At 53.4% G+C, this 21,857-nt stretch carries 23 protein-coding genes; 10 read left to right on the forward strand and 13 right to left on the reverse strand.

Going from position 1 to position 21,857, the window contains the following annotated elements:
- The first annotated feature begins 38 nt into the window (after window positions 1–38).
- Both ACP15Y_RS02720 and ACP15Y_RS02725 read left to right on the forward strand, forming a co-directional pair.
- On the forward strand, window positions 39–1,394 hold the full coding sequence (locus ACP15Y_RS02720) for an NtaA/DmoA family FMN-dependent monooxygenase (RefSeq protein WP_424981469.1): 1,356 nt from the start codon (window positions 39–41) through the stop codon (window positions 1,392–1,394).
- Between the two features lie 6 nt (window positions 1,395–1,400).
- Window positions 1,401–2,309: a ribokinase gene (locus tag ACP15Y_RS02725; RefSeq protein ID WP_424981470.1), complete on the forward strand. Its 909-nt coding sequence runs from the start codon at window positions 1,401–1,403 to the stop codon at window positions 2,307–2,309.
- 20 nt (window positions 2,310–2,329) lie between these two features.
- On the opposite strand, the gene ACP15Y_RS02730 is transcribed toward ACP15Y_RS02725, so the two are convergent.
- The gene (locus ACP15Y_RS02730; RefSeq protein ID WP_424981471.1) at window positions 2,330–2,926 is read right to left on the reverse strand and encodes a PadR family transcriptional regulator; all 597 of its coding nucleotides are present in this window, start codon (window positions 2,924–2,926) and stop codon (window positions 2,330–2,332) included.
- A gap of 106 nt (window positions 2,927–3,032) precedes the next feature.
- Here ACP15Y_RS02730 and ACP15Y_RS02735 point away from each other — a divergent pair, with 106 nt between their 5' ends.
- Genes ACP15Y_RS02735 through fsa form a run of 3 tightly spaced genes read left to right on the forward strand, consistent with a single transcriptional unit; the run spans window position 3,033 to window position 4,623 of the window.
- The gene (locus ACP15Y_RS02735; protein WP_424981472.1) at window positions 3,033–3,539 is read left to right on the forward strand and encodes a flavin reductase family protein; all 507 of its coding nucleotides are present in this window, start codon (window positions 3,033–3,035) and stop codon (window positions 3,537–3,539) included.
- Window positions 3,539–3,958, forward strand: a complete 420-nt coding sequence (locus tag ACP15Y_RS02740; RefSeq protein ID WP_424981473.1) for a riboflavin kinase — start codon at window positions 3,539–3,541, stop codon at window positions 3,956–3,958. Before ACP15Y_RS02735 ends, ACP15Y_RS02740 begins: the two co-directional genes overlap by 1 nt.
- An 11-nt stretch (window positions 3,959–3,969) precedes the next feature.
- Complete coding sequence (gene fsa / locus ACP15Y_RS02745; protein WP_424981474.1) at window positions 3,970–4,623, forward strand: fructose-6-phosphate aldolase; 654 nt, start codon at window positions 3,970–3,972, stop codon at window positions 4,621–4,623.
- 4 nt (window positions 4,624–4,627) lie between these two features.
- Here fsa and ACP15Y_RS02750 read toward each other — a convergent pair whose 3' ends face one another.
- Genes ACP15Y_RS02750 through ACP15Y_RS02765 form a run of 4 tightly spaced genes read right to left on the reverse strand, consistent with a single transcriptional unit; the run spans window position 4,628 to window position 8,644 of the window.
- The gene (locus ACP15Y_RS02750; protein ID WP_424981475.1) at window positions 4,628–5,743 is read right to left on the reverse strand and encodes an anhydro-N-acetylmuramic acid kinase; all 1,116 of its coding nucleotides are present in this window, start codon (window positions 5,741–5,743) and stop codon (window positions 4,628–4,630) included.
- 11 nt (window positions 5,744–5,754) lie between these two features.
- A complete protein-coding gene (locus tag ACP15Y_RS02755; RefSeq protein WP_424981476.1) occupies window positions 5,755–6,771 on the reverse strand; it encodes a serine hydrolase domain-containing protein in 1,017 nt (338 codons plus the stop codon).
- Window positions 6,750–7,688 (reverse strand): ABC transporter ATP-binding protein, encoded by a 939-nt coding sequence (locus ACP15Y_RS02760; RefSeq protein ID WP_424981477.1) that lies wholly within the window; start codon window positions 7,686–7,688, stop codon window positions 6,750–6,752. Before ACP15Y_RS02760 ends, ACP15Y_RS02755 begins: the two co-directional genes overlap by 22 nt.
- Window positions 7,688–8,644, reverse strand: a complete 957-nt coding sequence (locus ACP15Y_RS02765) for an ABC transporter ATP-binding protein (RefSeq protein ID WP_424981478.1) — start codon at window positions 8,642–8,644, stop codon at window positions 7,688–7,690. The genes ACP15Y_RS02760 and ACP15Y_RS02765 overlap by 1 nt, the downstream gene beginning before the upstream one ends.
- Window positions 8,645–8,880: 236 nt before the next feature.
- Between ACP15Y_RS02765 and ACP15Y_RS02770 the strand changes: the two genes are divergently transcribed.
- Genes ACP15Y_RS02770 through ACP15Y_RS02785 form a run of 4 tightly spaced genes read left to right on the forward strand, consistent with a single transcriptional unit; the run spans window position 8,881 to window position 13,038 of the window.
- The gene (locus tag ACP15Y_RS02770) at window positions 8,881–10,377 is read left to right on the forward strand and encodes an ABC transporter substrate-binding protein (RefSeq protein WP_424981479.1); all 1,497 of its coding nucleotides are present in this window, start codon (window positions 8,881–8,883) and stop codon (window positions 10,375–10,377) included.
- A 57-nt stretch (window positions 10,378–10,434) separates the two neighbouring features.
- Window positions 10,435–11,391, forward strand: coding sequence for an ABC transporter permease (locus ACP15Y_RS02775; RefSeq protein ID WP_424981480.1), 957 nt, complete (start codon window positions 10,435–10,437; stop codon window positions 11,389–11,391).
- A complete protein-coding gene (locus ACP15Y_RS02780) occupies window positions 11,388–12,215 on the forward strand; it encodes an ABC transporter permease (protein ID WP_424981481.1) in 828 nt (275 codons plus the stop codon). Before ACP15Y_RS02775 ends, ACP15Y_RS02780 begins: the two co-directional genes overlap by 4 nt.
- Window positions 12,216–12,225: 10 nt before the next feature.
- The gene (locus ACP15Y_RS02785; protein WP_424981482.1) at window positions 12,226–13,038 is read left to right on the forward strand and encodes a GntR family transcriptional regulator; all 813 of its coding nucleotides are present in this window, start codon (window positions 12,226–12,228) and stop codon (window positions 13,036–13,038) included.
- Between the two features lie 35 nt (window positions 13,039–13,073).
- Here ACP15Y_RS02785 and ACP15Y_RS02790 read toward each other — a convergent pair whose 3' ends face one another.
- Genes ACP15Y_RS02790 through ACP15Y_RS02825 form a run of 8 tightly spaced genes read right to left on the reverse strand, consistent with a single transcriptional unit; the run spans window position 13,074 to window position 20,558 of the window.
- Window positions 13,074–14,648 (reverse strand): trimethylamine methyltransferase family protein, encoded by a 1,575-nt coding sequence (locus ACP15Y_RS02790; protein WP_424981483.1) that lies wholly within the window; start codon window positions 14,646–14,648, stop codon window positions 13,074–13,076.
- Entirely contained in the window at window positions 14,599–15,168 is a 570-nt protein-coding gene (locus ACP15Y_RS02795) for a GFA family protein (protein WP_424981484.1), read from the reverse strand. Before ACP15Y_RS02795 ends, ACP15Y_RS02790 begins: the two co-directional genes overlap by 50 nt.
- A complete protein-coding gene (locus ACP15Y_RS02800; protein WP_424981485.1) occupies window positions 15,059–15,961 on the reverse strand; it encodes a dihydropteroate synthase in 903 nt (300 codons plus the stop codon). The genes ACP15Y_RS02795 and ACP15Y_RS02800 overlap by 110 nt, the downstream gene beginning before the upstream one ends.
- A gap of 11 nt (window positions 15,962–15,972) precedes the next feature.
- Window positions 15,973–17,046 (reverse strand): methylenetetrahydrofolate reductase, encoded by a 1,074-nt coding sequence (locus tag ACP15Y_RS02805; RefSeq protein WP_424981486.1) that lies wholly within the window; start codon window positions 17,044–17,046, stop codon window positions 15,973–15,975.
- Window positions 17,039–17,428, reverse strand: a complete 390-nt coding sequence (locus ACP15Y_RS02810; RefSeq protein WP_424981487.1) for a methylenetetrahydrofolate reductase C-terminal domain-containing protein — start codon at window positions 17,426–17,428, stop codon at window positions 17,039–17,041. The genes ACP15Y_RS02805 and ACP15Y_RS02810 overlap by 8 nt, the downstream gene beginning before the upstream one ends.
- Before the next feature lie 37 nt (window positions 17,429–17,465).
- Window positions 17,466–18,128 carry a DUF1638 domain-containing protein gene (locus ACP15Y_RS02815; RefSeq protein ID WP_424981488.1) on the reverse strand — a complete coding sequence of 221 codons (663 nt, stop codon included), beginning with the start codon at window positions 18,126–18,128 and terminating at the stop codon, window positions 17,466–17,468.
- 1 nt (window position 18,129) lies between these two features.
- Window positions 18,130–18,816 (reverse strand): corrinoid protein, encoded by a 687-nt coding sequence (locus tag ACP15Y_RS02820; RefSeq protein WP_424981489.1) that lies wholly within the window; start codon window positions 18,814–18,816, stop codon window positions 18,130–18,132.
- Between the two features lie 26 nt (window positions 18,817–18,842).
- The gene (locus ACP15Y_RS02825) at window positions 18,843–20,558 is read right to left on the reverse strand and encodes a formate--tetrahydrofolate ligase (RefSeq protein ID WP_424981490.1); all 1,716 of its coding nucleotides are present in this window, start codon (window positions 20,556–20,558) and stop codon (window positions 18,843–18,845) included.
- Window positions 20,559–20,864: 306 nt separating this feature from the next.
- On the opposite strand from ACP15Y_RS02825, the gene ACP15Y_RS02830 reads away from it, so the two are divergent.
- Window positions 20,865–21,857 (forward strand): GlxA family transcriptional regulator, encoded by a 993-nt coding sequence (locus tag ACP15Y_RS02830; RefSeq protein WP_424981491.1) that lies wholly within the window; start codon window positions 20,865–20,867, stop codon window positions 21,855–21,857.

Here is a 21,857-nt window from a genome sequence, read left to right on the forward strand (position 1 = left end):
TTTGCGCCCACCGCCCCTAATAATGAAAGAGTTTTAAGATGAAACAACTCCGTTTTGGTGTGTTTGAGAACGCACAGGCTAACGATTCCGGCACCGCCACGTGGCGCCATAAAGGCAATAAACGCGATCATTTTGATCGGCTAGAATATTGGCAGGAAGTCGCTCGCATTTGCGAAGAAGGTGGACTTGACTTTCTGTTCCTAGCGGACGCATGGGGCTGGTCTGAAGTGAATGGTGAGCGGCCAGATATATGCTCGACTGAATCTTTGGATCTGCCGCGTATGGACCCGTTTATTGTCGCCGCCGCACTTATCAGCCAAACCAAAAATCTTGGGTTGGTGGTAACGGGGTCAACGCTTCTGGAACAGCCCTACTCGTTTGCCCGTCGCATGGCGAGCTTGGACCATTTCTCCGAAGGCCGTTTGGGCTGGAATGTGGTGACAACAGGCACAGCTGAAACCGCTGTTAAGGCCTTCGGTGTGCCGATGGTGGCCCATGATGATCGCTATGACATGGCCGATGAGTTTATGGAACTGTCCTATAAATTGTTCGAAGGTTCTTGGGAGCCAGATGCAATTGAGCGCAATAAGGATGGCCATTTCGCCAATCCTGAAAAAGTGCACCGCGTTAAGCATGAGGGCACACACTTCAATTCTTATGGCTATGCCAACACGTCCTATTCGCCACAAGGCACGCCTGTTCTGTTCCAAGCTGGCTCCTCCCCACGGGGCCGCCAATTTGGCGGCACCCACGGGGAATGTATTTTCCTTGGCGGTGGCACAGCCGAAAAACTGGCTGAACAGGTTAAGTCCATCCGTGATGAGGCTGTAAAGGCTGGGCGTGATGCCAATTCCATTAAATTGATGAGCGCGTTTTCATGCGTAATTGGCGATACCAAGGAAGAAGCAGAACGCAAATATAAAGAGGTTTTGGATGCGCAAAACCCAGAAGTTGCTGTCGCGTCTTATGCCATGTTCACGGGGCTAGACCTGTCGTCTTACGCACCAGAAACAAAAATGAGCTCACTGCACACCGAACTGTCGCAAACTCAGATTGCACGTTTTGGCGATAAAACCGTCGCTGACGTGTTGGCAGATTGGCATGCCCACGGCGTGAAACCCGCACCATTGGTTGGCACCGCCGAAGTGATCGCAGATCATATTTGCGAATTGGCAGACGCCACCGATCTGGACGGCTTTTTGCTGACCCCGGTCACGCAGCCCGGTTCAACCTTGGATTTCGCAACCAAAGTGTTGCCGATCTTGCGTGAACGTGGCTATGCACGTGAAGGTTATCCAGAGGCAACATTGCGCGAGCGTTTGGTGGGCACGTCCACACCGCAATTGCGCGATGATCACCCGGGCGCAGGCTATCGCGCTGGCGCGAAGGGCTAGTCCATCATGGGTGCTTTGGGAAAAGTCTGTGTTGTGGGCAGCATCAATTTGGACCTTATGGTGCAGGTTGATCATGCCCCTGCGCCGGGCGAGACCATTATGGGCAAAATGTTGGGCAAAATGCCCGGCGGCAAGGGCTTCAATCAAGCCGTTGCCGCCCACCGCTGCGGCGCTTCCACCCAATTTGTGGGGCAAGTTGGTGCCGACAGCGAGGCGCAGCATCTGCGCAAGGTCTGCGCGCAGATCGGCCTAAGTGACCGTTATCTGCGCACCAACCCGCAAGCACCCACGGGCACGGCCTATATTTCCTGCCAATCCGGCGGGGAAAACTCCATCATTGTGGTGCCGGGGGCCAATGAGCAGTTGGACCTAACCCAACTGCCACACGCACTCGTTGAGGCTGATTTGATGATGGTGCAGATGGAAATTGGCTCTCAGGCAGCAAAAACCGCCATGGCCATTAGCCAGCACCTTGGTGTGCTGACTTTGCTGAATGCAGCCCCATCCCGCGATGTTGGCATCGAGCATTTGGCGTTGGCTGATATTTTGGTGGTCAATGAAACCGAGGCAGAGGATTTGGGCGGCTTTGATGCCTTGCGGCAAGCCGGTCCTTCCCTCATCGTGATGACGCTGGGGGCCAATGGTGTGATGTGGGCAGAACGGGATGCCCCCGCACAGACTGCCTCTGCGTTTCCCATCAATGCGGTTGATACAACGGGCTCAGGTGACGCCTTTTGCGGGGCCTTTGCAGCAGCTCTGGCCTCTGGGCATTCAATTGAACATGCGATTGGCCATGCATCCGCTGCAGGGGCTCTCACCGCCATGGCGATGGGCGCGCAAACCGACAATTTATCATCGAAAAACATTCAGGTGATGATCAGCAATTCACCGCAAACGCAACAGGTGATCTTATGACTAAGGTTGCCATCAAGTCGTTACGGCTGATGCCGTCCGCGTTTGCTGGGCTCTTCACCGACAAAGCTATATTCGCCATCATGCAGCCGTTGCAGCAGCGCCTCGGTCCACTCCTTTTCGCCCTTCAGGCGTGTGGTGGACAGCTCGAAGATCTCGCGCACATAGAGCGGCGTGGTTTCCGATTGCGCTACATCTTCAACATGATAGCCATTGGCTTTCACACGGGCGTCGATTTCGCGCACGCGATGTTCAAGCACTTCGATGACTTCCTGTCGGCTCAAGGCGAACATGAACGAGGTCAGTACCATGCCGGATTTCGTGTCAAACGCATCCACGGTCCAAATGACTTTCCGCAGCAAGCGAATAAATTCGACATTACCTTCGGGCGTCATTTTATAAACCGTGCGCTCGGGGCGTTTGCCCTCTGTCTCAATGCAATGCTCTTCCACATAGCCATCTTTTTTGAGCGACGACAGCGCATTGTATATGGAACCGGGATTGACGTTGGCCCATTCGTCAACGTGCCAAGTGATCAGTTCCTGGCGCAGAAAATATCCATGCACAGGCTGAAATTGATGAACGGCGCCAAGCACCATGAGGCGTGTAAGGTTCGACATAAGCTTATGTTTACGTGATCATTTTTGAACATTCAAGATAGAATAGTTCAAACGAAATAAGACCAAAATTAGTTTAGGGACCACCAAACGGTCCGGGAGAATTTTAATGTCAGCACAAGCCCAATTAGCAGAAGCGATTTCGCCCAACGAATTACGCCGTGCCTTTTCTGTCTTCCCCACAGGTGTTGTTGCCGTTTGTGCACTCATTGAGGGCAAACCCGTTGGATTTGCCGTTAACTCCTTCAACTCAGTCTCGCTGGACCCGCCGCTTGTGTCCATATGTGTTGGCAACACTTCGTCCACATGGCCGTTGCTGGCGAAGGCGGAGCGGTTGGGCCTCACTGTACTGGGCGCTGGCCACAGCGAATTGTGCCGAAAATTGGCGTCGCGCACAGCTGATCGTTTTGACGGCGCAGCATGGACCACCAAAAACAGTGGTGCCATTTTGATTGAAGGCGGCGCCTTGTGGCTCGAATGTCGGCAAAGTGCCGCGTTTCCGGCGGGTGATCATGAAATGATCATGCTCGAGGTGCATGAGGCCGAGCTGTTTGCTGAAACCGATCCGCTTGTTTTCCATCAAAGCCAATTTCGTGAATTGATGGGCGATGCGTGATGTCAGCGGCCCCTGCCCTCAGTTTGCATGACATCATATTGTCAGGACATGTGGTTTCTGGCCATGGCCGCGGGCAAGTATTGGGCTTCCCCACTGCCAACATCTCGGTCGCCGCAGATGCCCCCACACCGCCCGATGGCGTCTATGCCTGCTTGGTGACCATTGAAGATGAGCGTAAGATATATCATGCGACCATGAGCATTGGCGACAATCCGACCTTTGATGATGTCACCGAGCGACGTTTTGAGGCTTTCATCCACGATTTCGACCGCGACCTTTATGATTTCGCTGTTCATGTCAGCTTTGTGGCGCGGCTGCGGGATATGGTTGTGTTTCCATCGGTAGATGCTTTGAAAGAACAAACCATGCGCGATGTGGAACGGTCGCGCCAAATATTAGCTGAATATACTCAGCGCTAGGGAAGGAAATCATGAAATTTTTTGTCGATACAGCCGAAGTTGCTGACATTAAAGAACTCAATGAATCTGGCCTTTTGGATGGTGTGACCACCAATCCAAGCCTTATTGCCAAATCTGGCCGTGACTTTATTGAAGTGGTGAAAGAAATCTGCGACCTGATTGAAGGTCCTGTTTCAGCTGAAGTGGCTGCCACAGATTATGATGGCATGGTGAAAGAAGGCGATTATCTCGCCTCATTGGCTGACAATGTGGTGATCAAGCTGCCTTTGACCATGGAAGGTTTGAAAGCCTGTCGCTATTTCACCAATAAAGGCGTGAAAACCAACGTGACCTTGTGTTTCTCCGTGAACCAAGCGCTGTTGGCTGCTAAAGCGGGTGCAACCTATGTGTCGCCATTTATTGGTCGCCTAGACGACATCAATCTAGATGGCATGCAGCTGATCGAAGATATCCGCACCGTTTACGACAATTACGGGTTTGAAACCGAAATTCTTGCGGCCTCTATCCGCTCAGCCAACCATGTGAGCGACAGCGCGTTGGCGGGTGCTGATGTGGCGACCATTCCACCAGCGGTGATCCGCAAATTGACTGAGCATCCATTGACTGACAAGGGCTTGGATGCGTTCGTCAAAGACTGGAAATCAACAGGACAATCAATCCTTTAGCCAGCTATCGCGCGACCCGACCACCGGTTAGCGGCTTTGGCGCACCCGTTGTTTTTGGGAAACTGATCGGCAGTCCGCGCAATGTGCGGGCTGCCAGATGAGCGAAACATTCTGCTTCGACCGCATCACCGCGCCAGCCATGATCTTCCGCCCGATCGATGGTGCATCCCGTACGCACTTCCAGTGCGTTCATAATGGCGGGGTTTTTGCGACCGCCGCCACAAACGATCAGTCTTTCAGGTCTTGCTGGCAGCAAATCCAGTGCTTTGCCCACTGCACTCGCTGTAAACGCCGCCAAAGTGGCTGCGCCATCTGCATCACTCAACCCGTCTGCCATTTCCGGCCCGAAATCAAAGCGATCAAGCGATTTGGGATAGGCAGCGGCCAAATAAGGATGGGTCAAAAGCGAGGCAAGCCGCTCTTCATCCACGGTGCCAGACAAGGCCAGTTTCCCATCCTCATCCATTTTACCCAAGCCACGCGCCTTCATAAAATCATTGGTCGGAGCATTGGCAGGCCCAGTATCAAAGGCAATCAGATCTCCGCCGGCAGACATCCATGAAATATTGGCCACACCACCCAGATTAAGTACCGCACTTTCTGCGCCTGCATTAATGCGTTTCAGCAAAGCCGCGTGGTAGATTGCCGATAGAGGTGCACCCTGCCCGCCTTCGGCCATATCTGCGCTGCGGAAGTCATAGACAACTGGCACGCCCAATCGCTCATGCATCCGCTGGCCATCGCCAAGCTGTCGTGTTTGGCCGATACGCTCTGGCTGCGGGGCGCGGTGCAACACAGTTTGGCCGTGAAAGCCCACCGCGCCGATATCAGACATTTTCAAGCCCGCTTGCGCCACCAGCGCCTTCACTGCGTCTGACTGTGCGTCAGTCAGCGCGGCTTCGGCTTCAACAAAGATTTGCGGATCTTCGTCAGCAAACTGCCATTCGCGTGCTTCCGCCAAAGCCTGCACCAGCATTTCATTGATGTGCTCGGGATAAGGCATCAGCTCATAGGGGCCAAACTCAACAATTTCCTCGCCATCGGTGCGCAGCAAAGCCACATCGATAAAGCCATCTAAAACCGTTCCGGTCATCAGGCCAACTGACCAAATTGCACTCATCATGTTTCCCCTTAAGATTGCACGACTAGGTCGCCCACGGCCCGGCGCAGTTCAGCGATACCGCTATCAAAGTGTCGCGTTGGGTGAATACGGTTGGTCAGCAAGGTCCACCCGATTTTCCGTTCAAAATCCACCCACACGCCCGTTCCTGTGAAGCCGGTATGGCCAATAGTTTCATCGCTGCATTTGTCTCCGCCGGGCCACCCGTCATGGCGATGCTCAAATCCGTGGCTGCGCTTTTCACTCAATTTGGTGCGCATCAGCTCTACTTTTGGGCTGTCTGCGTTTTCCAGCAGATCGGCTGCAAAATTCAGCACCGAGTCTGCCGTTCCAAACAAGCCTGCATGCCCTGCGCCTTGCAACGCATAGCAATTATCGTCATGCACTTCGCCGCACATAATTTTCGAGCGCCATGTGCAATCTTCAGTTGCCGCGCTCATATGTTTTGGTGCGCTGAACGCAAAGCCTTCAGGAGGCACCATTTCGCGCAATTTGCAGCCCTCAATGCGCTCCAAAGCAAAGCCGAGCAGGATGAAATTGATGTCAGAATATACCGGGGGGCCTTTGCGCCATTCGCGTTGCAGGATAAACGCCCGCAGCAATTCCGGATCGCGACCATAAGTATAGATTGGCTCAACGGCTGGAAATGGCGTTTGGTGTCCCAAACATTCGCGGAACGTCACCTTACGCTCCCACGCATCGGCATTATATTGCCGCAAATCCGGTAACACGCTGATCAAGGGCGCATCCAAATCAATCCGCCCCTCGAGGGCATAATCGAGGATGCGCGAGGTCGTGAAAATCACCTTGGTAAGTGACGCGAGGTCAAACCAAGTGTCTTTTTCCACAGGCCGCTGGTTCGGCACCGTCTGCGCGCTCCCAGCATTCAAAATGGCTCGTTTACCATCTGCTGTCGCCACACCCAGCACGCCGCCGGGGATTTTGCCAGCATCTATTGCGGCTTGAACGGGTTCAAACGCCCGTTTGGCGACGGATTCAACATCACTTATTGCGGAAAGAGATGACATGCCACAGCTCCCTGCGTTTGCGCCTTCAATTCAGGACGGGTTTGTTTACAAACATCCATCACTTTTGGGCATCTTGTGTGGAATGCGCAGCCGGATGGCGGGTTTGCTGGATCAGGAACCTCTCCCGCCAATACGGTACGCGCCCGCTTCTCGCCAACGCGTGGAATGGCAGACAGAAGCGACTGCGTATAAGGGTGCTGCGGGTTTTGCATCACCTCTTCGGTTTCGCCCATTTCCACGATCCGCCCCAGATACATAATCGCAATCCGGTCGCTCACATGGCGGATGACGGACAAATCATGGCTGATAAACAGAATGGAGATGTTGAGCTGTTTTTGCAGCTTGGCGATCAAATTGATGATTTGACTTTGGATCGAAACGTCCAAAGCCGACACTGCTTCGTCAGCAACGATCAGTTTGGGATCAAGCGCCAGTGCGCGGGCAATGGCAATTCGTTGCCGCTGGCCGCCGGAGAACTCGTGCGGATGCCGATCAATGGCATTTTGCGGCAAGCCCACCAACTCCAGCAATTCGCGCACTTTTTCCTGTCGCTGCTGTTTGGTGCCAATGCCATGCACCTCCAACGGTTCGCCGATCACCTTGCCCACTTTATGGCGCGGGTTAAGCGATCCGAACGGGTCTTGAAAGATGATCTGCAAATCGCGCCGCAACGGCTTAAGGGCCGACTTTTTGAGCGGCACAATGTCTTGGCCTTCAAACAGCACTTGGCCGCTGCTGGGTTCAATCAGCCGCAGCAACGTACGTCCCAATGTCGACTTACCACAACCAGATTCGCCAACCACACCTACAACTTCACCCGCAGCAATGTCCAGTGACACATCTGACAAGGCCTGCACCCTCGCGCCATTTTTGCCGTGATAGATTTTTGATAGATTTTTGATTTCAAGCAAAGTCATTAGGCCGCATTCCAACAACGCAAACGATGGTGATCATCCCCGGTTAACTCGGGCATTTCCTCTGTGCAGATGTCCAGACAAGCAGAACAACGCGGATGGAAAGCACATCCGGATGGACGAGCACCGGGTGGTGGCACTGTGCCGGGAATAGCCGGAAGCTCAACCCCCGGCGGGTTCGCTGCCGGAATTGTACGCAACAACGCCTCTGTGTAGCGATGGCGCGGATTGGCAAACAGCTCCTCTGCCGACGCCTCCTCCACCACGCGCCCGCCATACATCACCGCGACCCGCCCGCAATATTGCGACACCACGCCCAAATCGTGGGTGATCAACAGCACAGCCATGCCCATTTCACGCCGCAAATCTTCGATCAGTTCGAGGATTTGCGCCTGCACTGTCACGTCCAGTGCTGTGGTGGGTTCATCGGCAATCAATAGTTTCGGGTCACACGCCAAGGCAATGGCAATCATTGCGCGCTGTCGTTGCCCGCCAGACATTTCATGTGGATATTTTTGCGCCGCTTTTTCCGGAGCCGGAATACCAACCCTTTCAAGCAATTCAACAGCACGTCGCGCCGCTTCAGCCTTATCACTGGTCTTATGAAGTAATACCACTTCGGCGATCTGATCCCCGATGGTGAAAACCGGGTTTAGCGAAGTCATCGGCTCTTGGAAAATCATCGCGATTTGGTTGCCGCGCAGCTGCTCCAATTCGGCGTTCGACATAGCTAAAATGTCCTGACCATCATAGTGAATTGCCCCCTGCCTGATGCGCATAGGTGGCTCGGCCAATAGGCGCATAATAGAAAGCGCCGATACTGACTTCCCGCAGCCTGACTCGCCTACTAATCCTAGCATCTCACCCGGTTTGATCGACAAAGAAACGCCTTCGATAACGGGACGCGACCCAACATCAATCCACAAATCGTCGATTGTGAGCAGCGGCGATTGGGTCATAGTTCCTCCCGTTGAAGATGATCACGATACGCGACCGAAATTTGAGAGGCAACACCCGAAAGAAATGCCATTTCCTTTCGATTATCGACCCTCTTGCATAGCGAAGAATAATACCATAACGTCGAAATTGTCCAGAGTGGTTCTATAGTGGATATATCGCGGCATGGCTGAGAGATGAACCATGAAATCGGACAATTCCTTGCGCAGAGACGCAAGACACAGATTTAGGAGGAACCATGTCTATTCAAAAATTCGGGATCGCATTATTTGCATCCAGCATGCTCGCCACAGGCGTATCTGCGGCCAGCTTAAATGTGGCAATTGATTCATCGCCTGCGGGCCTTGATCCGCATTTGATCACTGCGTTCAACTCTGTTGTGGTGGTGCAAGGCAATATTTATGAAGGCCTGACTGACATCAATGCTGACCTTGATGTTGTGCCAGATTTGGCCAAGTCTTGGAATGTTTCTGAGGATGGCCTTTCCTACACATTCACACTTCATGATGGCGTGACGTTCCACGATGGCTCAACCATGGATGCCAATGACGTGGCGGCCTCTATCCGCCGGGTGCAGGCAGAATCCACAGGTTCGCCTTTGGCCAGCCGCGTTTCGCCAATCACTGGCATTGAGGTGGTTGATGCAACCACCGTTAAGCTGACATTGGATGCACCATTTGCGCCAATTCTATCTGCACTCGCTGGCATCGCCATCGTGCCGGAAGAGTTGGAAAACGACATTGAGAAACTTCAGCAAACACCAATCGGCACTGGCCCTTTCAAGTTCGACGAATGGCAGCCAAACGGCTATATCGCCCTCACCAAATTTGATGGTTATCGCGAAGATGGCTTGCCTAAATTGGACGGCGTGCGGGTGAACTTTGTGCCAGAAGCGGCAACCCGCCAAGTTGGCCTCACCAGCGGCGATTATGACGTCTTGCCGGGCATCGACCCTGCAACGGCGCTACAGCTGCAAGCACAGCCAAGTGTTTCTGTGTTCGACACACGGGACGTGGCCTACACGCTGTTGGGCATGAATGCAACGCGCGGTCCTTTGGCGGAGCCTAAAGTGCGCCGTGCGATCAATATGCTGCTGAACCGGCAGGAAATTATCGACGGCGCTTTGTTTGGCGCTGGTGTACCTGGTGGCCCACTTTCCCCTGCTCTCAGCTCATGGGCACTCGATACCTCAGAGTTCGATTGCTACACGCCAGATGTTGATGGCGCAAAAGCATTGCTGGAAGAAGCTGGCGTAGATATGCCAATCAAGCTCTCCATTCTTGTGTTGCCACGGCAAGATGCCCGCGATATCTCGCAGGTAATCCAACAGCAATTGGCTGCTGGTGGCATTGAAGTGGAGCTGGTTAACAAGGAAATTGGTGAGTTTGTGCAAGATTGGCGCAATTCAGATTTCGACATGTTCGTTTCTGCCAATGGCGGCAACCCAGACCCTGACCAATATTTCTACCGCACCTTCTATTCAGGTGGCTCAACCAACGTGTTCCAATATGACAATCCTGAACTGAATGATCTGTTGGACAAAGGCCGCAGCGAGACAGACCAAGCCGCACGTAAAGAAATTTACGATGACGTACAGCGCATGCTTGCTTGTGAGGGTCCAGTTGCACACCTTGCCTATGGCAATTTGTTCACCGCGGTAAACAACAAGGTTGAAGGCTTTGAAATTTACCCAACTGGCCGTTTGACCAGCTTGGTCAACGCCACAATGGAATAACCAATAAGCAAGCGCGGCGTCATTTTGTGATGCCGCGCTTTTACTTTGGGTCAAAAGATGCGCACTTCTTCTCGATTTATTGTTGGCAGGTTGATTGATCTTGCCGTTGTTCTTTTCGGTGTGTCGATCATCGTCTTTATGATGATCCGGCTGATCCCCGGCGATGCCGTGGCGATCATGCTGGGGGCCAATACCGAGATCACACCGGAGCGGATCGCTGAGCTTGAAGCCCGCATAGGGCTAGATAAGCCGATATATGTGCAATATTTCGATTGGATTTGGGGCGCGGTTCGCGGAGATTTCGGCACCTCGATCTGGACGGGCCGTCCGGTTATGTCCGAAATCAGCGCCAATCTTTGGCCAACTCTAGAACTCACTTTTCTTTCCGTGCTGTTTGGCGCTGGCCTCTCCATCCCTATTGGCTGCTTTATGGCCGAAGCGCGCGGCAAAGGCGCGGAAGTCGCTGTGCGCATCGGCGCGATTGCTGGCCTCACTATTCCATCTTTCTGGCTGGGCATTGTCGCTATCTTCATGGTGTCAAAGCTGCTCCCCGGTGTGTCGGCACTTGGCTATGTGCCCTTTAACGAAGACCCTTTGGGCAATTTGCAACGCATGATTTTGCCCGTGATCGCCCTCGGCCTGCCCATGCTGGCCAACTTGTCCCGCCTTGTTCGCTCTGCCATGCTCGATGCGCTTAGTCAGGATTACATCCGCACCGCACGCGCCAAGGGTGTGCCGCAACGTGGCCTTGTTTATAAACATGCGCTCCGCAATGCATTGATCCCTTTCATCACCAGCGTTGGTGTGGCCACGGGTTACTTGCTGGGCGGCGCCATTGTGGTAGAGCAAGTGTTTGCCATCCCCGGCTTGGGGCGCTTGGTGCTTGGTGCCATCGCAGAACGAAATTACCCGCTGGTGCAGGCATCCATTCTGGTGATGACCGCATCTTTCGTGATGGTGAATTTCTTTGTCGACCTGCTTTACGCCTATATTGATCCACGGGTGTCCCAATGAGACAGTTTATCAAACAAAATAAGCTACTTAGCTTTGCCATTGGCTTTGTGGCGCTGCAGATCGGGTTGGCACTCTTCGCCCCCATTCTCGGCTTTCAAGATCCGTATCAGCAGGTCATGATTCAGCGGATGAAGGCACCAAATGCTGTCAATCTTTTGGGCACAGACCAATTGGGCCGCGATGTCTTGGCGCGTATTGTTTACGGCTATCGCACCTCATTGGTGACATGCCTCACTGCGGTGGGCTTGGCTTTGTTGGTTGGCGGCATGCTGGGCATGTTGGCCGCTTATTATCGCGGCTGGTTTGATCGCATTGTAATGCGGTTGATGGATATTCTTTTTGCCTTCCCCATCCTGCTGCTCGCCATTGGCGTTATCGCTGTGATCGGGCCAAGCACATGGGGCGCTGCGATCGCGATTGCCATTGTTTACACGCCGATTTTTGCGCGGCTGTTGCGCGGCCCTTCCCTAGTGATTGTGGAAAGCGAGTATGTGATGGGGGCGAAAGCCATCGGCGCGTCTGACCTGCGAATTATCTTTTCGCATTTGCTGCCCAACCTCTCGTCCGTGATTTTGGTGCAGGCCAGCTTGCTGCTTTCTGCCGCTATCTTGGTGGAGGCCTCCCTGTCCTTCCTCGGCCTTGGCGCGCAGCCGCCTATACCTTCATTAGGTTTGATGCTATCGGAAGGCCGCAATTTTTTATTGCTATCGCCGTGGCCTGCTATATTTGCTGGCTTTGCTATTTTGTTTTTGTCGTTTGGCTTCAACCTGTTGGGCGATGCCTTACGCGATACGTTAGACCCGCGTCTACGCTCTGATAATTAGGATTGTTTCAGTGACCGGAAAACCCGCAAAAGGCACAAATGATATTGACGGGGATACTACATCTGCAATGTCGGAAAACCCGGTAATGGAAGAAATTTTGCTAAAGCTGCAGCACGGTGAGAAGCGGAATGAAACTTTCTACCGTCAATTGGCTGGTGTTTTGCGCGAGCTTATCGAGCGCGGCGCGTTGCGCGGTGGCGAAGCTTTGCCGTCTGAGCGCGAATTGGTCAAAGCCACTGGCTTTTCCCGCATCACTGTCCGCAAAGCCATTGAAAGCCTTTTGAATGACGGATTGATTTCCAAGCGCCATGGGGCTGGCACTTTTGTAAAACCGCAAATTGATCAGCCTTTGTCTATCTTGCTAGGTTTCACCGCCGACATGCAACGTCGCGGTCAGGAGTCTACGTCAATCCTTTTGGACAAATCGGTGGGGCTACCCACTGCGAATGAGGCACTAAAGCTTGGTATATCGCCGAGCGAGCAGGTCCTGCGCCTGTCACGAGTTCGCGTGGCTGAAGGCGAACCATTGGGCATTGAGAACGCAACCGTCCCCCTTTACGCTGCCCCACCAGAAACAATTGATGCCTCGCTCTACGAGGCGCTTCGACAAAGTGGCAACATGCCCGTACGCGCCGTACAACGCATGCACGCAGCCATTGCTAACGAGGAAGAGTCTCGCTTACTCGGCATAGAGGTTGGCTCCCCAATTTTCCACACCGAGCGCCACTCCTTCCTCGCCAATGGCCGCCCAATTGAAGTCACCATGTCCGCCTATCGCGGCGACCGCTATGACTTTATCGCCGAGCTAAATATCGAGCATTAGGGCACGGCATCATAAGATTTGCCATACGCTCTCAACTAAGCCACATTCGAGTCAGCGAAGCTGGCTTTTCGGTCGTTCATAAAGTTGATGAGGCGTTGGTCGATGTCTGGGTCCAGTGCTGGCGGCTGGTATTCGGCAAGCATCTTTTTGTAGAGCTTTTCCGCACGCATTTCTGCTGTGAATGATCCATCTTCTAGCCATTGCTCATAGCTGTTATTGTCAGAAATGTTGGAACGGTAGAAGGCGGATTTAAAGTTTGCTTGCGTGTGTGCGCAGCCAAGGAAATGTTGGCCGGGGCCCACTTCGCGCAAAGCGTCGAGCGCTTGCCCATTTTCGGACATATCGACCCCATTGGCGTAGACGGCCAGCATGTTAGCCTGGTCGGCATCCATCACAAACTTTTCGTAGCCCATGGCAAGCCCGCCTTCGAGCCAGCCTGCGGTGTGCAACATAAAATTGACCCCGGCCATTAGGCCCTGTTGAAGCGTGTTGGCGGCTTCGTAAGCGGCCTGCGCATCTGGCACTTTCGAGGCGGTGAACCCACCCGCACTGCGAAACGGCACGCCCAAGCGGCGCGCCAAGGCGGCGCCCATATTTATGACCATGGACGCCTCAGGCGTGCCAAAAGTTGGCGCACCTGATTGCATCGACATGGAGCTCACGAAATTGCCATATATCACTGGTGCGCCCGGCCGCGTCAATTGCGCCAGCGCCATGCCGCACATGCCTTCAGCAAGGCTTTGCGCAGCAACGGCGGCCGAGGTTACCGGCGACATAGCCCCGGCCACGACAAAGGGACTAACCATGGTCGCTTGATTGTGGCTAGCATAGACCTTCAGCGCGCCGAGCATTGTTGAATCAAAGGTCAATGGCGAGTTGGCGTTGATGAGATTGACGAGGACACAGTTTTCTTCAACGACTTCATCGCCAAAGACAATCTTGGCCATATCAACTGAATCCTGCGCCCGTTCTGGCGCGGTAACCGAGCCCATGAAAGCTTTGTCTGAATATTTGATATGGCTGTAAAGCATATCAAAATGGCGCTTGTTCACGGGCAAGTCCACAGGCTCGCAAATGGTACCACCTGAATGGTGAAGCCCATCAGACAAATATGCGAGTTTCACAAAGTTGCGGAAATCTTCGATGGTCGCATAGCGGCGCCCACCCTCGCGGCTATAGACAAAGGGTGAGCCATAGGCAGGCACCAAAACCAAATTATTGCCTCCAATCACCACATTTCGCGCAGGGTTGCGGGCATGTTGAGTGAATATGCTTGGTGCTGAATTTTGGATCAGCTCGCGACACATACCACGCGGAAACCGAACCCGTTCGCCGTCAGCGCTAGCTCCTGCCGCCACAAATGTTGCGATAGAATCTGGGTCATCTTTGATATCGATGCCAATTTCCTCAAGAATAGTATCCGCATTATATTCGATGATCTTGAGGTCAGCATCGCCGAGAATTTCATAGGGCGGAATGTTGCGCTGAATATAGGCTGGAGCTGTACTTTCGGTAACGCTGCTTGCGGCGCGTCCACGGCGTCCGCCCTCTCGTCCTGGTCTAGGCATTTGACTGCTCCTCATTCTCTCGTATTGAGTTATCTGCCCCATGGGCCCACAATTGATTTCGGATTCCTGCGCCCTGTGGGCGTCCTTCAAATTGGGGCAAATCATCTGCGATGTCGTAATAGTCGCCCTTTTCTTTCACGAACATGTGCCCCTTAACGGCCAGCCCGTCCGCATCGTCTAAGCTGCCTGCAAAAACGGAAACTGTTGGCGCATTGAATTGCCGCCAAAAGATTGGCGATCCGCAGGACGGACAAAACGCATATTCCGCTGTCGCAGAGAAAGATGCCCATTTCAACGGTCCATCAATCTTCAAATCTTCGCGGCGCACCGCGGCGGCGGCAACATAATGCCCGCTCAAATGCCGACATTGACGACAATGGCAAAACCAAATGTCTGCTAGGCCGCGCGTTTCGTATCTAACAGCTCGACATAAACATCCGCCTGTGTGCAGATTAGGCTCGACGGCGACCACGACGGCGTCCTCCCCGTTCTTCCCCTTCATTTTCTGCAGGCGGTGTGCGAAACGTCTTGATCCAGTTGCCGCAATGCGGATCAACGCCATTCAACACATCTGCAGCCTTGATGGCCGGCACCAGCCCCTCATGCAGCGGATTGAGGATGGCTGACGTCATCCCCGCGGCGGCCACCATGGGGAGGAAAGCATTGTTGATCGCGTGCCGATTGGGCAAGCCAAAGCCGATATTTGACGCGCCGCAAGTTGTGTTGACCTTCAGCTCCTCGCGCAATCGACGCACAAGGTGAAACACGTCTTTGCCTGCTTTATTGACTGCCCCAATTGGCATTACCAGCGGATCAACAACCACATCTTCGGCTTTAATTCCGTAGTCCGCCGCACGTTCCACAATACGTTTGGCAATCTCAAAGCGCACGTCCGGATCTTCGGAGATACCCGTTTCATCGTTCGAAATGGCCACCACCGCGGCGTCATATTTTTTGACCAGCGGCAAGATGCGTTCCATCACCTCTTCCTCCGCGGTGGTGGAATTCACCAGCGCGCGCCCCTGATAAACCGAGAGCCCGGCTTCCAATGCCTCAATAATGGAAGAATCTATGGAGAGCGGCACATCGGTTATCGATTGAACAAGTTGGATGGTTTCCGCAAGAATTTTAGGTTCGTCCGCCAAGGGAATACCCGCATTTACATCGAGCATTTGCGCGCCTGCGGCCACTTGCGCCAGCGTGTCTTTCTCAACGCGTGAATAATCACCTACTTTCATCTCAGCGGCTAAGAGTTTGCGGCCTGTGGGATTGATACGTTCGCCGATCATAACAAAAGGCTGGTCAAACCCGATGCGCACTTCCTTTGTGGCAGAACTAATAATCGTTTGTGTCATCGGCTTTCCCCTTAGCTTCCAGTTCCGATTTTGTTTTCGGCCACATCTTCATTCGGCGTCACAACACCAATTGTTGTATCCACTGGTTCAGGCGCCCATGGCTTTCTGTCGCCCAGCACCCCAGAGGCTTTGACGATCTCCCCAACCCATTGCTCGTGGCGATAAGCCATCAAATGCACGCCGGAAACACCGGGGGTTTCTTTGATCTGCTGCATCAATTCCACAGCGATGCGACGACCTTCGGCTTTTTGATTTGAGGCCCCTTCCAGACGTTGAATAATCGCGTCTGGAATATGGACGCCCGGCACATTGGATCGCAGCCATTTTGCCGTTTTGGCCGATCCCAAAACGCCAACACCGATCAGAATAAAACACCGCTCAGGCAAGCCGAGATCGCAAGCGCGCGCCATAAAGGATCTTAGGCGGTCAATATCAAAGCAATATTGGCTTTGAATAAACTCTGCTCCGGCGCGGATTTTCTTTGCCAATTGGTCAACACGATTGTCCTGCGGCGGCACGAACGGATTGATGGAAGCGCCGATGAGCATTCGGGGTGCTGCATCAAGCGGACGACCGCTCAAAAATCGAGTTTCATCGCGCAATATCTTGGTTGTTTGCAGCAAAGAAATGCTATCCAGATCAAAAACTGGTTTGGCTTCTGGATGGTCCCCGGCGCCTACATCGTCGCCTGTGAGGCACAGCACTGTGCACACGCCGAGCGCCGCTGCACCCAATAGGTCGCCCTGCATAGCAATGCGATTTCGATCGCGACAGGAAAACTGGATGATGGGCGAATAGCCTGCCCGTGTGAGAATGGCGCACACGCCAAGGCTAGACATGTGGCAGTTTGCACCCGACCCATCTGTGGCGTTGATGGCATCCACATATCCATCAAACAGGTTTGCACGTGCCAATACTTCATCGGGATCAACGGAGTCTGGCGGCGCAATTTCAGTGGTTACTGCAAAATGTCCGGATCGTAAAACACGTTCAAAGCGGCCATGCGAAACGTGGCCGGGTCGCTGGATCAGCGGGTCACCAGGGTTTACGCCGAATTCTTCAACAAAATCAAGATCGTCATTCATCGCGCGCGAGCCTTAGCCAAGAGGATTGGCCAACCCGATTATGGTCAACCGCAAACTCAATATCCTTGATGGTCTCGCCATCCTGCATGTTCGCCGCGCCATGCCATGCATCCACCCACACGCAGCGCATGTTCGGCTTCACCTCGCACATGCCGTTGGATCGCACGCCGCCACATGGGCCATTGCGGATGGATTTGGGGCAATTCATGGGACATGTCATGCCGGTTTTTGACAACACGCAGTTGCCGCACATCTGACAGTCAAAAAGCGCCCCTTTGATGAGACGCTCGGCGGCTGTGATCGGTGTATCGAGTCGTCGCCCGAACAGTCGCGTCACCATGCGCAAAGCGGAGAGAATGGTTGGTCGTGTCGATTTGTACAACCGTTCCAAAAACCGAGCGTGCGCGCTTGACCATCGCCTAACCACGTACATGTCGATATGCTCCATGTTCAGCGTTTGCATTCACGGCTGTGGTGATTGCGGTTTTGAGTTCGCCATACCCGACAAAGCGATAGTCATAATTGAGGCCGAGTTTTTGCGCAGCCGATGCCGCCGCGGCCTTTAGTGCCGTGTCATTGGTTTGGGCCAGATAGACTACGCGCTTATAGTTTGCAAAATAGATATCTCTCAGCTCTGGGCGTCGATCGAGCCCAAGGCCCCGCATAACCAAGCGCTCAAAATTTTTGACTAAATAGTCTGTGAGAAAGAAGCTTCCAATCTCCTCATCTGTGATCGTTTGGAACAACTCAGCCCCCGCGAAAAACTCATAGCAGTGCGCAAAAGGCAGCCGTTCGGCAGCGTGTTTTTCAAGCACTTTATCCAGCGCCCCGCCGGTGCCGCATTCGCCATAGCCGACGAGGACTTGGTCAAAATCCGCGCGCCGTTCGGTGAGTATCTTATCTATGGCGGGCGCTATTTTTTGTGGGCTATTGTGATATTCAGCTGGCAAGCATTGCAGGGTCATATTGGTTGCGGCATCGCCCATTTGCGTGCGCAATGCGACAATTTCCTTTGCTAAGGCACCGCAGGCGACAACCAGCAATCGTGGGTTACTGCCATTATGACCGTGCGCTAGGTCCATCTTAGTTATTCCTCCCGACCAGTGCTTTCGCCAGTTCGGCGCTTCTGGCGGCATCACGCCCATAGGAAGTTGCATTGATGGCGTCGGCAAATTCTTGGTTTAGCGGCGCGCCACCCACCATGATGGGTAATTCTTTCAATATTCCCCGCTTGTCGAACTCCTCAATCACCACGCCCATATAGGGCATTGTTGTGGTCAACAAAGCCGACATGCCGAGTACATTCGGTTCGTGTTTGTCGATCGCCTCTAAATAGTTTTCGACCGGGTTGTTGATGCCAATATCAATGACTTCAAACCCTGCGCCTTCAAGCATCATGCCCACGAGATTTTTGCCAATATCGTGAATATCGCCCTTTACTGTGCCGATGACATATTTGCCAATTTTGGCGGAGTTCTCGGAGGCGGCAAGGATCGGGCGTAGAAGGCCCATCCCCCCCTTCATTGCGTTGGCACATTGCAGCACCTCGGGCACGAACAGAATGCCATCACGAAAATCGACGCCAACGATACGCATGCCTTCAACAAGCGCATCGCTTAAAACTTGATTGGCATCCCACCCACGCTCCAACAGGATTTGAGTGCCCTCACGCACCTCATCGGCCAGACCATCATAAAGATCATCCTTCATCTGCTCGACGAGGTCATCATCATTCAAATCTTGGAGGATTACTTCTTCATCAACACTCATATTCGACATCCTCTGCTTGTTGATTTTTAGGCAAGGCCAACAATGTCGCCATATTCATTCAGGCCGATATCCAGCGCTGCTGGGCGCTTCGGCAATCCCGGCATGGTCATGATGTCCCCACACACCATCACCACGAAGCCTGCGCCCGCTGAGAGGCGTGCTTCACGCACTTCCAGCGTATGGCCGTCTGGTGCGCCAGTGGATTTGGGGTTTGTGGAGAAGCTATATTGTGTTTTTGCAATGCAAACCGGCAGGTGCCCATAGCCAAGCTTGGTGAATTCTTCCAAGCTGTGTGCGGCAGCGCTGCTGAAATCTACGCCACTCGCGCGGTAAATTTCGCGCGCGACAGTTTCAACCTTCGTGGTCAGCGGCGCGTCGTCCGGATAAAGCAACTTGATCTCCGGCGTCGCCTCTTCAAGCTGGTCTTTAACAGCTTGTGCCAATTCTTCGGCGCCCGCCCCGCCCTCAGACCAGTGTTTTGCCACGGTGCAGCGCGCGCCCAGTTCGTCACAAACCTGCTGAACAACTGCAATTTCTTCTGCAGTGTCCATAACAAAATGATTGAGCGCCACAATTGGAGTGATGCCGAACTTTTGTAGATTTTCGATATGTCGACGCAGATTAACAACACCGCATTCAACCGCTGCCGGGTTGGACTCTCCAAGGTCTTTTTTGACAACGCCGCCTTGCATTTTTAGCGCACGCACTGTGGCCACAAGCACCACCGCGTCTGGTCGCAACCCGGATTGTCGGCATTTTATGTCGAGGAACTTTTCCGCCCCGAGATCAGCGCCAAACCCGGCCTCCGTCACCACAACATCGCAAAGCGACAACGCGGCCTTTGTGGCCATCACTGAATTGCAACCATGGGCGATGTTGGCAAACGGCCCACCATGGATAAAGGCGGGATTATGCTCAATGCTTTGAACAAGATTTGGTTGCAGCGCGTCTTTTAGCAAAACAGCCATTGCGCCATCAGCCTCAATATCTCGCGCAGTGACTGGCGACTTATCGCGCCGTCGCGCCACAATAATGTCGCCTAAACGACGCTGGAGGTCAGCAATATCAGTTGCGAGGCAAAGGATGGCCATGATTTCGGAGGCGACCGTGATGTCAAAACCCGTTTCGCGTGGCACACCGTGGGCAACTCCACCAAGGCCAACATTGATGTTGCGCAGGGCACGATCGTTCATATCAACAACGCGCCGCCAAACAATGCGGCGCGGGTCAATATCTTGCTCATTGCCCCATTGCAAATGATTGTCGATGATCGCGGCCAACAGGCTATGTGCCGAGGTGATGGCGTGGAAGTCACCATTAAAATGGAGGTTGATATCTTCCATTGGGATGACTTGTGCACGGCCACCACCTGCTGCGCCGCCTTTCATGCCGAAGCATGGGCCTAGGGAGGGTTCGCGCAAGCATACCATTGAGTTCAGGCCAATACGGTTCAATCCGTCATTAAGGCCAACGCTTGTTGTTGTTTTGCCTTCGCCAGCGGGCGTTGGAGTAACCGCGGTGACAAGAACGAGCTTGCCCTTCGGGGCATCAGCTTTTGAGGCAATATAATCGAGAGATAGCTTTGCTTTGTAATGGCCGAAGGGAATTAGGGCTTCAGCTGGCACGCCAAGGCGATCTTCAGCCAGCGGCAATATGGGACGCATCGTTGCCGCGCGCGCTATATCAATGTCCGGGGCGCCCGGTGGCGGCAATTCTTCAAACTCAATGGTGTCCAACGCCATGAGCGTCCTCCCTGTTCACCTAGTTCTGTCGCGCAACCGCGACACTTCCTCCATTGGATAAAAATCCATCTCCACTTATTGATGATGATTGCTTTTGCGCGAACCGGCTGTCTCAAATTCGACCGCCAGTTTTCAAAAAACGACAATTCGCACCACAAAAGTGCTTGGCGTCACCAAACCTCCAGTTAATAATGTGGGTTAGACATGCCGTGCAGAACGTGATTGCGAGCAATGTTGGATTGTTGCTTTGTACAGCCCGATCAGCTCCATTTATTGCCTTTATGCTACGGCTCGGGAGGGTGAAATATGTTCAGCAAAGATGCCCAGAAGGAACCCAAAGTCATCGGCTTCCTGATCGTGCCTGAATTTTCAATGATGGCATTTACCTCCTCCATTGAACCTTTGCGCGCTGCAAATCGGCTTAGTGGACGCACCCTCTATTTTTGGAAAGTGCTTAGCCTTGATGGCGAGACCGTTTACGCGAGCAACGGCGTTGGCGTCACGGCAGATGCGGCGCTGACGGAAAAACCAGCGCTCGACACTCTGGTTGTTTGCGCTGGTTTGCAGGCCAACGCCTACAGCACGCCGCCGCTTTTGGGCATTTTGCGCGATTATGCGCGAACAGGCGCAACCCTTGGCAGTGTTTGCACGGGCAGTCACCTGTTGGCGCGCGCGGGGCTACTCGATGGCCATCGATGCACCATTCATTGGGAAGATGTTGAAGGCTTTGCCGAAAACTTCCCTGATCTCGACATCACTGCGACGCTTTTTGAGATCGATCGCAATCGATATACGTGCTCTGGCGGCACAGCGCCGCTAGATATGATGATTTTTGGCATTGCAGCCGATCATGGCCGAGAATTGGCAATCAATGTCGCCGAGCAGCTTTTGCATAATTTTGTGCGGGTGCCGCACGATACGCAACGTATGCCAATCAAACATCGCACGGGGCTAAATCAGCCAAAACTTCTTGCGGCGATTGCCCATATGGAGGCCTATATCGAAACCCCGCTGTCCATCGGCAATATAGCCGACGCAACGCAAGTTTCAGCACGACAATTGGAGCGTTTATTCCGAGTGAAGCTTGGCAAAACGCCAACGCGATATTACCTCGAAATTCGTCTCAACCGAGCGAAACTGCTTTTAATGCAGACCACCATGCCCATCATTCAAGTTGCTGTGGCCACGGGCTTCACCTCTGCTTCACACTTTTCCAAGGCCTATAAAGAGCTTTTCGGCCAGTCACCTTCTGCTGAACGTGAGCTTTCGTTGGTGCTGGCCCCGTCGCAAGCATCATAA

The sequence above is a fragment of the Maritalea sp. S77 genome (assembly GCF_049801075.1).
In the GTDB taxonomy this organism is placed as follows: domain Bacteria; phylum Pseudomonadota; class Alphaproteobacteria; order Rhizobiales; family Devosiaceae; genus Maritalea.

Excerpts from the sequence above, each read along its gene's own strand:
- ACP15Y_RS02720 (WP_424981469.1), top strand. The coding sequence starts at position 39 with ATGAAACAACTCCGTTTTGGTGTGTTTGAGAACGCACAGGCTAACGAT.
- ACP15Y_RS02725 (WP_424981470.1), top strand. The coding sequence starts at position 1,401 with ATGGGTGCTTTGGGAAAAGTCTGTGTTGTGGGCAGCATCAATTTGGAC.
- ACP15Y_RS02730 (WP_424981471.1), bottom strand. The coding sequence starts at position 2,926 with ATGTCGAACCTTACACGCCTCATGGTGCTTGGCGCCGTTCATCAATTT.
- ACP15Y_RS02735 (WP_424981472.1), top strand. The coding sequence starts at position 3,033 with ATGTCAGCACAAGCCCAATTAGCAGAAGCGATTTCGCCCAACGAATTA.
- ACP15Y_RS02740 (WP_424981473.1), top strand. The coding sequence starts at position 3,539 with ATGTCAGCGGCCCCTGCCCTCAGTTTGCATGACATCATATTGTCAGGA.
- fsa (WP_424981474.1), top strand. The coding sequence starts at position 3,970 with ATGAAATTTTTTGTCGATACAGCCGAAGTTGCTGACATTAAAGAACTC.
- ACP15Y_RS02750 (WP_424981475.1), bottom strand. The coding sequence starts at position 5,743 with ATGAGTGCAATTTGGTCAGTTGGCCTGATGACCGGAACGGTTTTAGAT.
- ACP15Y_RS02755 (WP_424981476.1), bottom strand. The coding sequence starts at position 6,771 with ATGTCATCTCTTTCCGCAATAAGTGATGTTGAATCCGTCGCCAAACGG.
- ACP15Y_RS02760 (WP_424981477.1), bottom strand. The coding sequence starts at position 7,688 with ATGACTTTGCTTGAAATCAAAAATCTATCAAAAATCTATCACGGCAAA.
- ACP15Y_RS02765 (WP_424981478.1), bottom strand. The coding sequence starts at position 8,644 with ATGACCCAATCGCCGCTGCTCACAATCGACGATTTGTGGATTGATGTT.
- ACP15Y_RS02770 (WP_424981479.1), top strand. The coding sequence starts at position 8,881 with ATGTCTATTCAAAAATTCGGGATCGCATTATTTGCATCCAGCATGCTC.
- ACP15Y_RS02775 (WP_424981480.1), top strand. The coding sequence starts at position 10,435 with ATGCGCACTTCTTCTCGATTTATTGTTGGCAGGTTGATTGATCTTGCC.
- ACP15Y_RS02780 (WP_424981481.1), top strand. The coding sequence starts at position 11,388 with ATGAGACAGTTTATCAAACAAAATAAGCTACTTAGCTTTGCCATTGGC.
- ACP15Y_RS02790 (WP_424981483.1), bottom strand. The coding sequence starts at position 14,648 with ATGGGGCAGATAACTCAATACGAGAGAATGAGGAGCAGTCAAATGCCT.
- ACP15Y_RS02795 (WP_424981484.1), bottom strand. The coding sequence starts at position 15,168 with ATGGCGTTGATCCGCATTGCGGCAACTGGATCAAGACGTTTCGCACAC.
- ACP15Y_RS02800 (WP_424981485.1), bottom strand. The coding sequence starts at position 15,961 with ATGACACAAACGATTATTAGTTCTGCCACAAAGGAAGTGCGCATCGGG.
- ACP15Y_RS02805 (WP_424981486.1), bottom strand. The coding sequence starts at position 17,046 with ATGAATGACGATCTTGATTTTGTTGAAGAATTCGGCGTAAACCCTGGT.
- ACP15Y_RS02815 (WP_424981488.1), bottom strand. The coding sequence starts at position 18,128 with ATGGACCTAGCGCACGGTCATAATGGCAGTAACCCACGATTGCTGGTT.
- ACP15Y_RS02820 (WP_424981489.1), bottom strand. The coding sequence starts at position 18,816 with ATGAGTGTTGATGAAGAAGTAATCCTCCAAGATTTGAATGATGATGAC.
- ACP15Y_RS02825 (WP_424981490.1), bottom strand. The coding sequence starts at position 20,558 with ATGGCGTTGGACACCATTGAGTTTGAAGAATTGCCGCCACCGGGCGCC.
- ACP15Y_RS02830 (WP_424981491.1), top strand. The coding sequence starts at position 20,865 with ATGTTCAGCAAAGATGCCCAGAAGGAACCCAAAGTCATCGGCTTCCTG.